Origin of the sequence: Micromonospora sp. NPDC000442, assembly GCF_042898635.1 — a bacterium.
In the GTDB taxonomy this organism is placed as follows: Bacteria; Actinomycetota; Actinomycetes; order Mycobacteriales; family Micromonosporaceae; genus Micromonospora.
Window position 1 is genome coordinate 122,847 of record NZ_JBIAYZ010000003.1, and the last position, 12,449, is coordinate 135,295.

The window sequence follows — 12,449 nt, forward strand, 5'->3', positions numbered from 1 at the left end:
TCTGCGGCGGGACACCCGGTCAGAGGCGGTCGGCGGCGACGAGGCGGTCACCGGTGAAGGCCAGCAGCCAGCCGCCCCCCTTGCCGGTGGTGTAGTCGCCGCACCGTCCGGCCAGCCGCTCCAGTGCGCCCGGGATCACCTTGCCCTGGCTGCACACCGCCGCCGGTTCTCCGGCGGCGGCCAGCGCGGCCAGGCGTGCGGCGGCGGCCAGCACGCACTCGTCAGGCTGCTGGCCGGCGCTCGGCTCGTCCAGGTCGCCGCAGATCTCGATCGGCAGGTCCAACGACGCGGCGGCCGGATCGAGGGTCTGCACGCACCGGCGTGCCGACGCGGAGAGCAGCCGTGCCGGGCGGATCAGCCCGATCAGCGGTGCCAACGCCTGCGCCTCGGACCACCCCCGGGCGTCCAGCGGCCGCCCGGTGTCCGGGCCGGGCCAGGCCAGCCGCTTACCCGCGTGGCCGTGCCGCACCAGCACCAGGGCCGCGGTGACCGGCGGCAGCGCCGCGAACGCGGCCAGCACCTCCACGTCGTGCGGATAGCTCACCAGGGTCATCGCGTCGTCGACAGTCAGCCAACGGACCTCGTCGACCTCGGTGTCCGGTTGGAATCCGCCGGTGCCCACCGCCCGCATCGACCAGTAGTCGACCACCTTGAGCCGGCCTTCGCTGCGGTACCGCACCGACGGCAGCCGCAACTGCGGCGCGGCCTGCGCGTCGGCCTCCTCGGCAACCTCCCGGGCGGCGGCGAGCAGCGGATGCTCGCCCGGCTCCAACTTGCCCTTCGGCAGCGTCCAGTCCCCGTACCGGGGCCGGTGCACCAGGCACACCTCGACGTGGTCGCCCCCCGCTGGCCGCCACACCACCCCGCCGGCCGCCCGGATCATGGTCATGCCAGCCACCGGGTCCGACGCCGCCGGCTGGCTCGCCGCCAGGCGTACGGGAAGTCCGCCCGCGCCCGTCGCACGGCCGCCCGCTCGCGCTCCAGCAGCCGGCCCGCGGCCACCGCCAACTGATGGTCGTCGGGCCGAGCCTCGGCCACCGCCCGCCAGGTCTCGGCGGCCACCGCCGCGTCCTGGTGCTCACCGAGCAGGTTCTGCACCTTCGTCAGCGCCCGGGCCAGCTTCGCCGCGTCCGCGCCGAGCACCGGCGCCACCGCCGTCACCGCCGAACGGGCCTGCTTGCCCTGCTTGCGTACGGTGTGCCACTGCTCGTCTGGACCGGCCGGTTGCAGCATCGCGACGCCGCCCGGCTTCTTCGTCGTACCGGCCAGCCGTCGCCACGGACGGGCCACGAGTCGAGGCAGCACCCGCCGGGCCGGCGTGTTCGCGCGGGGCGTGAGTCGCGGCGACCGGGCGGCCAGCACCAGCGCGTCGACCAGGGCGAGGTACCGCGGTGAGCGCAACGCCTCGTCGACCCCGGTCAGCGCCTCCTCCTGCCAATCGGCGAGTACGGCGTCCAGCCGGTCGACCGCCGCCGGATCCACCGGGCTGACCGGGTCGGCGGCGGCGGTGCGGTGCAGCCGCTCCCGCAGCACCTCCGCGTCCCGGGCGGCGCCCAGGGCGTCCGCCAGCCATTTCAACTCGGTACGCAGCGGCCGGGCCCACGCGGGGCGGACCAGTGGGCCGAAGGTCTTCAGGTCGCTACGCAACCGCCGGCAGGCCACCCGCATCTGGTGCACGGCGGTGTCGTCGTCGCCGACCGGTGCGCGCAGCCGGACCAGCGGGTCGTGTGCCAACAGCCGAGCCACCTCGCGGCGTACCGCCTCGGTGACCACCGCCGCGGCACTCGGATCGGCCGGCAGCTCGTCCGGAGCGACCAGGTCCGGTTCGGCGGTGGCCGCCCGGCCGAGCGCGCGTACGTGCTTGGGGGTGAAGTCGCCACCCTGGGCACCGGCGGCACACAGCAGCTCGGTGAGCCCGTCGAGCAGTGCGACGTCACCGGCCTTGCGCTCCACCTCCACCTCGCGGAAGGTGCCGGTGGTGGCGCCCTCGGCGTCGAGCACGGTGACCTGGTCGTCGACCACCTCGGCCAACACCCGGCCGGCGTCGTCGACGATCTCCTGGGTGTGCCGGACGGTCCGCACCACCGCCGCCGGGGTCAGCGCGGCACCCCGGTGGAACACGGTGACCAGCTCGACCAGTTCCGCCGGCATCGCGTCGGCCGCGCCGGGGCGGGAGATCTCGTGGCGGAGGCCGGGGCTGCCGGTCGGCAACTTCACCGTCCACGGCACCTGGTCACCCTCGCGGTACCGCAGCGAGACGCCCGCCCGGGCCAGCCGCAGGTCCACGGTGTCGTGGTAGGTGGCGACGAGGGTCGCCGGTGTCAGCCTCCGGACGCTCCCCGAGGCCGGCACGGCGGGGGAGAGATCGGGTAGCAGCCACCCGGCCGCCACCGTGAACTTCCGTTCCTCCTCGACCATCTGCTCACCCTATTCCGATCCGGTCAACCGGCCGTGCTGCCGACGCGACGCAGCAGCAGGTGCTGAAGGTGGCTCAGGGGCGCCTCCGGCCGGCCCGCGCGGCGGCTCCAGGTGCCGTCACCGGCCAGCTCGAACGCGTCCACGTCCGGGCTCATCGCGGCACCGAGCACATGGTCCAGCTCGGCCCGGGCCACCGGGTCGGTGACCTGGACCAGCGCCTCCACCCGCCGGTCCAGGTTGCGGTGCATCAGGTCGGCGGAGCCGATCCAGAACTCCGCGTCGCCGTTGTTGCCGAAGCGGAAGACCCGGGAGTGTTCCAGGAAACGGCCGAGGATCGAGTGCACCCGGATGTTCTCCGACAGCCCGGGCACCCCCGGTCGTAGCGTGCACATCCCCCGGATGATCAGATCGACGTGTACGCCGGCCTGGGAGGCCCGGTACAGCGCGTCGGTGATCTCCTCGTCGACAAGCGAGTTCACCTTGAACTGGACGAGTCCCGGCATGCCCAGCCGGACGTGGTTGATCTCCCGTTCGATCCGCTCGATCAGGCCGCTGCGGATGCCCTGCGGTGCCACCAGCAGCCGCCGGTACGCGGTCTGCCGGCTGTACCCGGTGAGCACGTTGAACAGGTCGGTCAGGTCGGCGCCGATCTCCGGGTCGGCGGTGAGCATGCCGAAGTCCTCGTAGAGCCGGGCGGTCTTCGGGTGGTAGTTGCCGGTGCCGATGTGGCAGTAGCGGCGGATCTGGTTGCCCTCCTGGCGTACCACCAGGGCGGTCTTGCAGTGGGTCTTGAGACCGACCAGGCCGTACACCACGTGGCAGCCGGCCCGTTCCAGGGTGCGGGCCCAGCCGATGTTCGCCACCTCGTCGAAGCGGGCCTTCAACTCGACAAGCACCACCACCTGCTTGCCGGCGGCGGCGGCTTCGACAAGCGCGTCCACGATCGGTGAGTCACCGCTGGTGCGGTAGAGCGTCTGCTTGATGGCCAGCACGTTCGGGTCGGCGGCGGCCTGCTCGATGAACCGTTGCACGCTTGTCGCGAAGGAGTGGTACGGGTGATGCACCAGCACGTCGCCGTCGCGCAGGGTGGCGAAGACGCTGCGCGGCACCTCGCCCTCGGCGAGCCGGGGATGGGTGGCCGGAACGAACGGCGGGTCCTTCAGGTCGGGCCGGTCGGCCTCGCCGTACAGCTGCCACAGCGCGGAGAGATCCAGCAGGCCACGGACCCGCAGCACGTCCTGGGTGTCCATGTCCAGTTCCCGGACGAGCAGTTCCAGCATGTGATCGGAGATCGAGGCGGCCACCTCAAGCCGTACCGGCGGGCCGAAGCGGCGGCGGGCCAGTTCCCGCTCCAGCGCCTGGAGCAGGTCCTCGTCCCGGTCCTCGTCGACCTCCACCTCGGCGTTGCGGGTGACCCGGAACAGGTGGCACTCGACCACCTGCATGCCGGAGAAGAGTTGACCGAGGTGAACCGAGATGAGGTCTTCCACCGGCAGCATGCGGACACCGGGCTGGTCCCGGTCGACCCGGACGAACCGGGGCACGTTGTTGGGCACCTTCACCCGGGCGAAGAGCTCCGGCCCGCCGTCCGGGTCGCGTACCGCGACGGCCAGGTTGAGGGAGCGGCCCGAGATGTACGGGAAAGGGTGCGCCGGGTCGACCGCCAGCGGAGTGAGCACCGGGAAGATCTTCTCGCGGAAGTAGGTGCGCAGCCGTTCCCGCTCGGCGTCACCGAGGTCGGACCAGCGCAGCACCCGGATGTCCTCGGCGGCGAGCTTGGGCACCAGGTCGTCGACGTAGCAGGCGGCCTGCCGGGCCACCAGCGCAGCGGCCTTCTCGGAGATCAGCGCCAGTTGGGTACGCAGCGGCAGCCCGTCGCCGCCCCGCACGGGTAGGCCGGCGGAGAGCCGGCGCTGGAGCCCGGCCACCCGCACCATGTAGAACTCGTCGAGGTTGCTGGCGAAGATGGCCAGGAACTTGGCCCGTTCCAGCAGTGGGGTGTTCGGGTCCTCGGCCAGGGCGAGCACCCGGGCGTTGAAGTCGAGCCAGGACAGCTCCCGGTTGAGGAACCGGTCCTCGGGCAGCGGATTGGCGGGCGTCGGGTCGTCGGCGGGCTGAGGCAGGCCCGGCTCCGAGACCGGGTCCAGCACCTCCTCCAGACCGGCGGAGGCCGCCGCCGGGTCTGGCTCCGGGACGTCGTCGCGGTTCGGACGGGTGCTGCGGTACCGCCCGTCGGTCCCCCGGGGGCGACCTCCGTTGCGGCTGGTGGTGTCGTCGGTGGCGGCGGGGCTGGCGGGGCGTTCGCGAGGGGTGCTCACCCGCCCATAATCACCCGAACTCGGTTAACGCAAAATGAACTTGCGGCGGGTTGTCAGGACATCGTCGGCAGCGTCACGCGTACGACGTCGCCGGAGGCGTCGGTCTCCACGCGTACCCGCTGGCCGAGGCGGAGCAGGCGCAGCCCGGAGGCGTCGAACGCCCGGGCCGGGAAGGGCAGCTCGCTGCCGTCGTCCAGCAGCAGCAGCCCGCTGCGGGTCGCCGCGTCGAAGGTCGCCACCGTGCCCTGCATGCCAGCACCGTACCGAACCCTCGGGGGCGGTGGGTGGAACGCCTGCGCCGTCAGGGCGAAAAGGATTCGGTGAGGCAGCCGGCGGTCAGCGCCGTGGTGCGCGGGCCCAGCCCGAGCCGTGCCGCGGTGGCCAGGTCGTCGGCGGTGTCCACGTCGCGCCGCAGGCTCGGCCAGTCGCCGGTGAGCGGGTGGGCGCCGCTGGCCGCGTGTGCGGCGGCCGAGTCGGGCCCGAAGCGCGGGTCCAGGGGTACGCCCGGCGGGGCCGCCAGCAGCACGGTGCCGGTGCCCGGGGCGTCGGCCACGAACCGGCGTACCCCCGCCGGCCCGGTCAGCGCCGTGTGCAGCGCCGCCGCCAGCTCAGCCGGGCGCAGGGCGGGCAGATCGGCGGTGAGCCCGGCCACCCAGCCGGCGACGCCCGCCGCGCCGTGCCGGAACGCGGCGTTGAGCCCGGCGTCCGCGACGTCCGGCACTACCCGGGCACCACCGGCCCGGGCCGTGTCGGCGACCCGGGCGTCGTCGGTGACCACGAGTATTTCGGCGACCCCCGGGCAGGCCCGCACCGCCGCCAGGGTGTCCGCGGCCAGTGCCAGGGCCAGCTCCTGATGGGGTACGCCCGGCAGCCCGCCACGCAGCCGGGTCTTCGCGGCTGCCAGGCGTTTGACCGGCACCACCACCGTCCAGGGCTGTGTCACACCTGCCATCCTGCCAGCCGGGCGGCGGTACCCTCACTGGCCGTACCCGGGGCGAGCAGGCATGATTTCGGCTGCGGACCTCACCGGGCTTCTCCGGTGGGCGGGTCGGGGCGGGCACGAGGAGGCACGGTGGGTCGGCGGAGGCTGGGATTCTGGCAATGGTTCGCCGTGGTGCTGGTGAAACCGGTGATGACCGTCTGGACCCGGCGTACCTGGCGGGGCATGGAACACCTGGACCAGGACGGTCCCGTGATCATCGTGCCGAACCACATCTCGCACGCCGACCCGTTGGTCTCCGCGCACTTCGTCTACGACGCCGGGCGGTGGCCGCAGTTCCTCGGCAAGGCGAGCGTGTTCAAGGTGCCGGTGATCGGCTGGATCCTGCACCGGTGCCGGCAGATTCCGGTCGAGCGGGGCTCGGTAGACGCGGTGAAGTCGCTGGACGCCCTGGTCCGGGCGCTCGACGAGGGCGGAGCCGTGATCATCTACCCGGAGGGGACCACCAGCCGGGAGCCGGACCTGTGGCCGATGAAGGGCAAGACCGGTGCGGCAAGGCTGGCGCTGGCCACCGGCGCCCCGGTGGTGCCGCTGGCGATGTGGGGACCGGAGCGGATCTTCGATCCGCGTCGGGCCCGGATCAACCTGCGCCCCCGGATCCCGGTGACCGTGGTCGCCGGGCCGCCGATCGACCTGAGTCGTTGGGCCGGCGCCAACCCGAGCCGCCAGGTGCTGGAGGAGATGACCGACGTGATCATGCTGCGCCTGCGGGACATGCTCGCCGACATCCGGGGCGGGACGCCGCCGCCGCTGTGGCAGCGCACCCCCCGCCCGCAGCCGGACCGCCAACGCCCGGAGACGGCGGCATGAGCGCGAATCGTCGGTGCAGCGCGGTGGTGCCTCACGACCGGGCCGACCGCAGGGGGGCGGCGGCGTGAGTGGGCAGGTGGCGGTGCTGGGGGCGGGATCGTGGGGTACGGCGTTCGCGAAGATCCTCGCCGACGCCGGCCGGGAGGTGACGCTCTGGGCGCGGCGACAGTCGATCGCCGACGTGATCCGCGCCGAGCGGCGTAATCCGGAGTACCTGCCCGGGGTGGTGCTGCCGGACCGGGTCACCGGAACCGGCGACCCCGTCGAGGCGATCAAGGGTGCCGAGATGGTGGTGCTGGCGGTGCCGTCGCAGACCCTGCGCGGCAACCTCGCCGAGTGGGTGGAGCACCTGCACCCCGAGGCCACCCTGGTGTCGCTGATGAAGGGCATCGAACTTGGCACCACCAAGCGGATGAGCGAGGTGATCGTCGAGACCGCGCAGGTCGCGGCGGACCGGGTGGTGGTGGTCTCCGGCCCCAACCTGGCACCGGAGATCGCCGCGGAGCAACCCGCCGCCACCGTGGTCGCCTGCACCGATTCCGATCGGGCCACCCTGGTGCAGCGGTCGATCACCACGCCCTACTTCCGCCCGTACACAAACGACGACGTGATCGGCTGCGAGTTGGGCGGGGCGGTCAAGAACGTGATCGCGTTGGCGTACGGCATCGCCACCGCGATGGGCTTCGGCCACAACACCCGGGCGATGCTTGTCACCCGGGGGCTGGCCGAGACCGCCCGGCTCGGGGTCGCCCTCGGCGCGGATCCGCTCACCTTCGCGGGTCTGGCCGGGATGGGTGATCTGGTGGCCTCCTGCTCGTCGCCGTCGGCCCGCAACCGCACCTTCGGCGAGCACCTCGGTCGGGGTGCCACCCTGGAGGAGGCGCGGGTGGCCACCCGGCAGACCGCCGAGGGGGTCAAGAGCGCGCTGGCGATCCGGGATCTGGCCCGCGCGCACGGGGTGGAGATGCCGATCACCGAGCAGGTCGAGCTGGTCTGCCACGAGGGGGTGGACCCACGGCTGGCGGTCCAGGCCCTGATGAGCCGCACCACGAAACCGGAGTGAGCAGCACCATGAGCGAGCATGGCGTCGCTGCGCAGCCGCACGACCACCCGTCGCAGGGGGACGGCACCCGATGCGTGCACGCCGGCCTGCCCGACCCCACCCCCGGGGCGCCGTTCCTGCCCGGGCCGGTGTTCGCCGCGCCGTACCACCTCGACCCGTGGCAGGGCCCGTCGGCGGCCCCGAACGGGTACGGGCGTCCGGACAACCCGACCCGCCGGCTGCTGGAGGCTGCGGTCGGCGAGTTGGAGGGCGGCGACTGCCGGGTCTTCGCCACCGGGCAGGCAGCGATAACCGGGTTGCTGCTGGCGCTGCTCCGGGCAGGTGACACGGTGGTCCTCCCCGCCGACGGGTACTTCCCGGTGCGCGCGTTCGCCACCGACACCCTCGCCGGCAACGGCGTACGGGTGCTGTTCGCCCCGACCGTCGGGCCGTACCCGGACCTCGACGGGGTACGGCTGGTGCTGGTGGAGACGCCGGCGAACCCGGGGCTCGACGTCGTTGACCTGCCGGCGCTGGCCGAGCGGGCGCACGCCGCCGGTGCTCTGCTGGCCGTGGACAACACCACCGCCACCCCGCTCGGGCAGCGGCCGTTGGACCTCGGTGCCGACGTGGTCGTGGCCTCCGGCACCAAGGCGTTGACCGGGCACTCCGACCTGTTGCTCGGCTACATCGCCACCCGGTCGGCGGAACTGCTGTCGAAGGTCACCGCCTGGCGTACCGCGACCGGTTCCGTGCCGGGCGCGTTCGACGCCTGGCTGGCCCACCGGTCGCTGGCCACTCTCGACCTGCGTCTGGCCCGGCAGACGGCGAACGCGGAGGCGCTGGCCCGGCTGCTGGCCGACCGCACCGACGTCTCCGGCCTGCGCTGGCCCGGCCTGCCGGAGGACCCGGCGCATCCGGTGGCGGTGCGGCAACTGCGGCGGATGCCGGGGGTGCTCTCCTTCGATCTCGGTAGCGCCGAACGGGTCGCCCGCTTCCTCGACGCGGCCCGGCTGGTCGTCGCGGCGACCTCCTTCGGTGGCCTCCACACCACCGCGGACCGCCGGGCACAGTGGGGCGACGACACCGCGCCCGGTTTCGTCCGGCTCTCCTGCGGGGTGGAGGACACCCCCGACCTGGTCGCCGATGTCACGGCCGCGCTGGACGCAGCCGTCTGATGGGAGCGCCGGTCTCCCCGGGCGCGTACGAAGTCCTGGTCGCCCGCTTGCGGCGAGCCGGCTGCGTGTGGGCCGAGGAGGAGGCCCGGCTGCTGATGGCGGCGGGCGCCGACCCGCAGTCGCTGGCGGAGCTGGTCGACCGGCGGGTCGCCGGTGAGCCGCTGGAGTACCTGCTGGGCTGGGCGGAGTTCTGCGGTGAGCGGATCGACGTCGACCCGGGCGTCTTCGTGCCCCGGGCGCGTACCGCCCTGCTGGTCTCGGCGGCGGTGCGGGTGACCGGACCGGCGGCGACCGTGGTGGAGCTGTGCTGTGGCTCCGGTGCGTTGAGTCGGGTGCTGGCGCGTCGGCTCGCCACGCCCCGGCTGCTGGCTGCGGTCGACGTGGACCCGGCGGCGGTGGCCTGCGCGCGCCGGAACCTGACCGCCGTGGGTGTGCCGGTCCTCGCCGGTGACCTCTTCGATCCATTGCCGGCGGCGTGGCGTGGCCGCCTCGATCTGGTGGTGGCCAACGCTCCGTACGTGCCGACGGCGGCGATGACGCTGCTACCGCCGGAGGCCCGCCGGTACGAGTCCGCCGCGGCGCTCGACGGTGGGCCGGACGGGCTGGCCGTGCTGCGCCGACTGGCCGCCGCCGCGCCGAACTGGCTCGCGCCGGGCGGGCACCTGGTGGTGGAGGTCGGCCAGGGGCAGGTCGAGCGGTTCCGGGCGGTGTTGACCGAGGTCGGACTGGTGCCGTCGGTGGTACGCGACGACGCCTACGACGCCACCGTGATGCTGGGCCGCTGCCCGGACGACGTGGCGGTCGGGCGATACGAGAACTAGCCTCACGTCAGGTGTGACGGCGGGAGGCGGAACTCGGGTGGACAGCGCAACGGTGGTCGTCGGGATCGACAACGGTGGCACGACCAACAACGCCACCGTGCTCACGCTTGACGGACGGTTCCTGGTCGACCGCCTGGTGGAGACGCCGAGCCGGGTGCAGGAGGGCCCGGTGGCGGCAGTGGCGGCGATGGCGGACGCCGTCGACGGCGTACTGGCCCTCACCGGGGTGCCTCGCGGACAGGTCGGTGCGGTCGGTCTGGACACGCCCGGTCCGGCCAGCGCCAGCGGTGTCATCTCGTCGAAGGGCTCCACGAACTTCTCCCAGCCGGCCTGGCGTGGCTACGACGTGCGGGTCGCCCTCGAACGTCGGCTGGGGCTGCCGGTGGTTTACCACAACGACGGCAACGCCGCCGCGCTCTACGCCCATCACGTCCACTTCGGGGCCGACGCGATGCAGCGCTCGTCGGTGTCGGCGATCGTCGGCACCGGACTGGGTGGCGGCCTGGTCGAGCACGGCCGGGTGATCTCCGGCGCGGCGGGGATGGCCGGCGAGCTGGGGCACGTGCACATTCCGTTGACCACCGTGTTGGCGCCGGGGCAGCCGGTACCGACCTGCGCCTGCGGCTTCGCCGGTGACGTCGAGAGCGTGGTGTCGCTGACCGCGATCGAGCACAACCTGTTGCCGTACTGGTTGACCCGTTATCCGCGGCACCCTCTGGTCGCTGAGTCGCCGGAGCGGGCGGCGAAGCTGGTACGCGGCTACGGCGAGCGGGGCGACGAACTGGCCCGGGAGATCTTCGCCCAGCAGGCGAGGGCGCTCGGCGCACTGTTCACCATCGCGTCGAACTTCACCGATCCGCACGCGTACTTTGTCGGCGGTGGGGTGGTGGAGACGGATCCGGAGTTTCGCGACTGGTTCCTGGCCGCCGTGCGGGAGCACACTCTGCTCCGGGCGGAGCAGGCCGCCCTCGCCACCTTCGCCCTGGTGCCGGACCGCGACATGGCCGGTGCGCGGGGCGTGGCGTTGGCGGCGCTGGAGGCCGTCCGGGCGCTGCCCTCGCCGCCGCCGTTGGTCGGGGAATGAGGCGACGACAGCGGAGGGGCTGACCGGGCCGGCGGTGCCCTTACCGGCCCGGTCAGCGGCTCTGGGGTGCGGTCCCTCCGGGGCTCAGGGGGTCGGCGGAGCCTGGGCGAAGGCGGTCCACGCCGACGGCCGGAAGATCAGCAACGGGCCGTGCGGGTCCTTGGAGTCGCGTACGGCGACCGTGCCGGGGACGACCGCCATCTCGACGCAGGCTCCCTCGTCACCGCTGTGGCTGCTCTTGCGCCAGCCCGTCACGGCCTCCGCGGCATTGGTCGTCGGTGTCATCGCATTTACCGTCCCTTCAGGAGTTTGAAAATTGCCTCGCGACTGTCCGCCGGGCTGAGCGCGACGGTGCGCAGGTGCTCCATGATCTTGGTGCAGGTGCGCAGGTCACCGGGACGGTCGAGGATCATCTGCCCGGCGACCGTCTCCACGGAGGCGATGATCGGGTCCTCCGGGTCGGCGAATTCGAGGATGTGCAGGGAGCCCCGGGTGCCCCGGTGGTAACCGGCGACCAACGGGATCATCTGCACGGTGATGTTCGGCAGCTCGCTCATCTTGAGCAGGTGACTCAACTGGCCCTGCTGCGCGGAGTCGTCACCCACCGGACGTAGCAGCGCGGCCTCGTCGAGAATCGCGTCGAAGATCGGCGGGTCTTCCTCGAAGATCCGCTGCTGGCGGTCGAGCCGCATGCGTACCCGCTCCTCCACGTCGTTGTCGCTGAGGGTGTGCGGCCCGCCCCGCATCACGCCGCGGATGTAGTCAGCGGTCTGCAACAGCCCCGGCACCACCGACGGCTCGAAGTTCGCGATGGCGACGGCCTCGGCCTCCAGCGCGATGAAGTCGATGGTGCGTCGGTCGAGCAGGTACGAGTAGGACACCCACCAACCCGGCTTGCGCGCGTCCTTGGCGAGCTGGACGGCGGCCGCGACCTCCTCCGCGCCGACCCCGTAGAGGGTGAGCAGTGCGCGCACGGTAGCCGGGCTGACCAGGGTCTGCGCGTTCTCGTAGCGGGAGAGCGTGCTGCGGGTGCTGTTGATCTCGTCAGCCGCCGTCTCCAGGGTGAGGCCGGCGGCCTCCCGATGGTGGCGCAGAGCGATGCCCAATCGACGGGCGCGTGCGGTCTTCGGAGCCATGTATAGATGGTCGCACGTATTTGGGAAGCTGTACATGAGAGAACGCCAGTGAGAGTTGCATTCATGCCCATGGAGCTGTCAATCTGTTAGCGCGTCCTCACCGCCGGTTGTCGTGGCGACGGTGGTGGTGAGCGACCGGAGGGGATGGGGCGCGCGGCGGTCGGGTTTTCCCCCGTACCCGACCGCCGCGTGCCACGCCAGTTGGTCGGCCACCGGAAGGGAATCGACGTGCAGACTGGTCAGCGGGTTTTCGGCGAGCGCCGGGGCGGCCGGCGATGACACGTTTCCTGGTGGTGCTGACCGACGTCCGCCCGTACGAGGTGGACGGTCGTAACGAGCGACTGGCCCCCGAGCGCCGCCGCCAGGTGGTCGGCGCGAACAGCCGCGAGGCGGCCGACCGGATCGCCGGCGCCTTCATGGCACTGGGCATGGTGCGGGCCGGCCGGCAACGGGTCAAGGTGCTCGCCATCGGCCGCCGACACGCGTACGGCGAGCGCGAGATGGCCGGCTGACCTCGGCCGCCCAGTTACGTTCCGTATATCACCAGTTGACCGTTTGCGGCCGGGCCGCGTTCCCGCAGGGTATCGGCTACCCCCATCCGCCACGCACAGTAAGGTCATCCGGGAGAGCGCCAGCAGTGCG

At 72.7% G+C, this 12,449-nt stretch carries 13 protein-coding genes; 6 read left to right on the plus strand and 7 right to left on the minus strand.

The annotated features are described in order from the left end of the window. Positions 1 to 19 precede the first annotated feature (19 nt). The 5 genes from ACFY2A_RS05505 to cofC are packed head-to-tail and all read right to left on the minus strand — an operon-like array spanning position 20 to position 5,679. A complete protein-coding gene (locus tag ACFY2A_RS05505; protein WP_387168849.1) occupies positions 20 to 889 on the minus strand; it encodes an NUDIX domain-containing protein in 870 nt (289 codons plus the stop codon). Next, complete coding sequence (locus tag ACFY2A_RS05510; protein WP_387168852.1) at positions 886 to 2,418, minus strand: CHAD domain-containing protein; 1,533 nt, start codon at positions 2,416 to 2,418, stop codon at positions 886 to 888. Before ACFY2A_RS05510 ends, ACFY2A_RS05505 begins: the two co-directional genes overlap by 4 nt. A 23-nt stretch (positions 2,419 to 2,441) precedes the next feature. Then, complete coding sequence (locus ACFY2A_RS05515; RefSeq protein ID WP_363916926.1) at positions 2,442 to 4,736, minus strand: RNA degradosome polyphosphate kinase; 2,295 nt, start codon at positions 4,734 to 4,736, stop codon at positions 2,442 to 2,444. Positions 4,737 to 4,789: 53 nt separating this feature from the next. After that, entirely contained in the window at positions 4,790 to 4,987 is a 198-nt protein-coding gene (locus tag ACFY2A_RS05520) for a cold-shock protein (protein WP_363916928.1), read from the minus strand. Positions 4,988 to 5,037: 50 nt separating this feature from the next. Continuing rightward, positions 5,038 to 5,679, minus strand: a complete 642-nt coding sequence (gene cofC, locus ACFY2A_RS05525; RefSeq protein ID WP_363916930.1) for a 2-phospho-L-lactate guanylyltransferase — start codon at positions 5,677 to 5,679, stop codon at positions 5,038 to 5,040. Between the two features lie 129 nt (positions 5,680 to 5,808). On the opposite strand from cofC, the gene ACFY2A_RS05530 reads away from it, so the two are divergent. The 5 genes from ACFY2A_RS05530 (at position 5,809) to ACFY2A_RS05550 (ending at position 10,671) form a co-directional block, all read left to right on the plus strand. Continuing rightward, positions 5,809 to 6,546: a lysophospholipid acyltransferase family protein gene (locus ACFY2A_RS05530; RefSeq protein ID WP_387168857.1), complete on the plus strand. Its 738-nt coding sequence runs from the start codon at positions 5,809 to 5,811 to the stop codon at positions 6,544 to 6,546. A gap of 64 nt (positions 6,547 to 6,610) precedes the next feature. Next, the gene (locus ACFY2A_RS05535) at positions 6,611 to 7,609 is read left to right on the plus strand and encodes an NAD(P)H-dependent glycerol-3-phosphate dehydrogenase (protein WP_363916934.1); all 999 of its coding nucleotides are present in this window, start codon (positions 6,611 to 6,613) and stop codon (positions 7,607 to 7,609) included. A gap of 8 nt (positions 7,610 to 7,617) precedes the next feature. After that, complete coding sequence (locus ACFY2A_RS05540; protein ID WP_387168860.1) at positions 7,618 to 8,766, plus strand: cystathionine gamma-lyase; 1,149 nt, start codon at positions 7,618 to 7,620, stop codon at positions 8,764 to 8,766. Beyond that, on the plus strand, positions 8,766 to 9,587 hold the full coding sequence (locus tag ACFY2A_RS05545) for a putative protein N(5)-glutamine methyltransferase (protein ID WP_387168863.1): 822 nt from the start codon (positions 8,766 to 8,768) through the stop codon (positions 9,585 to 9,587). The genes ACFY2A_RS05540 and ACFY2A_RS05545 overlap by 1 nt, the downstream gene beginning before the upstream one ends. 37 nt (positions 9,588 to 9,624) lie before the next feature. Further along, complete coding sequence (locus tag ACFY2A_RS05550; protein ID WP_387168866.1) at positions 9,625 to 10,671, plus strand: ROK family protein; 1,047 nt, start codon at positions 9,625 to 9,627, stop codon at positions 10,669 to 10,671. A gap of 84 nt (positions 10,672 to 10,755) precedes the next feature. Here the strand turns inward: ACFY2A_RS05550 and ACFY2A_RS05555 are convergent, their stop codons facing one another. Continuing rightward, the gene (locus tag ACFY2A_RS05555) at positions 10,756 to 10,956 is read right to left on the minus strand and encodes a DUF397 domain-containing protein (protein WP_363916940.1); all 201 of its coding nucleotides are present in this window, start codon (positions 10,954 to 10,956) and stop codon (positions 10,756 to 10,758) included. A gap of 5 nt (positions 10,957 to 10,961) precedes the next feature. Next, positions 10,962 to 11,807: a helix-turn-helix domain-containing protein gene (locus ACFY2A_RS05560; RefSeq protein ID WP_387168869.1), complete on the minus strand. Its 846-nt coding sequence runs from the start codon at positions 11,805 to 11,807 to the stop codon at positions 10,962 to 10,964. A gap of 275 nt (positions 11,808 to 12,082) precedes the next feature. Here ACFY2A_RS05560 and ACFY2A_RS05565 point away from each other — a divergent pair, with 275 nt between their 5' ends. After that, on the plus strand, positions 12,083 to 12,319 hold the full coding sequence (locus ACFY2A_RS05565; protein WP_363916944.1) for a hypothetical protein: 237 nt from the start codon (positions 12,083 to 12,085) through the stop codon (positions 12,317 to 12,319). Positions 12,320 to 12,449: the final 130 nt, after the last annotated feature.

Bases quoted from the DNA above. Each gene is read 5' to 3' on its own strand.
- ACFY2A_RS05520 (WP_363916928.1), bottom strand. From the start codon at position 4,987: ATGCAGGGCACGGTGGCGACCTTCGACGCGGCGACCCGCAGCGGGCTG.
- ACFY2A_RS05560 (WP_387168869.1), bottom strand. From the start codon at position 11,807: ATGGCTCCGAAGACCGCACGCGCCCGTCGATTGGGCATCGCTCTGCGC.
- ACFY2A_RS05505 (WP_387168849.1), bottom strand. From the start codon at position 889: ATGACCATGATCCGGGCGGCCGGCGGGGTGGTGTGGCGGCCAGCGGGG.
- ACFY2A_RS05565 (WP_363916944.1), top strand. From the start codon at position 12,083: ATGACACGTTTCCTGGTGGTGCTGACCGACGTCCGCCCGTACGAGGTG.
- ACFY2A_RS05545 (WP_387168863.1), top strand. From the start codon at position 8,766: ATGGGAGCGCCGGTCTCCCCGGGCGCGTACGAAGTCCTGGTCGCCCGC.
- ACFY2A_RS05555 (WP_363916940.1), bottom strand. From the start codon at position 10,956: ATGACACCGACGACCAATGCCGCGGAGGCCGTGACGGGCTGGCGCAAG.
- ACFY2A_RS05510 (WP_387168852.1), bottom strand. From the start codon at position 2,418: ATGGTCGAGGAGGAACGGAAGTTCACGGTGGCGGCCGGGTGGCTGCTA.
- ACFY2A_RS05540 (WP_387168860.1), top strand. From the start codon at position 7,618: ATGAGCGAGCATGGCGTCGCTGCGCAGCCGCACGACCACCCGTCGCAG.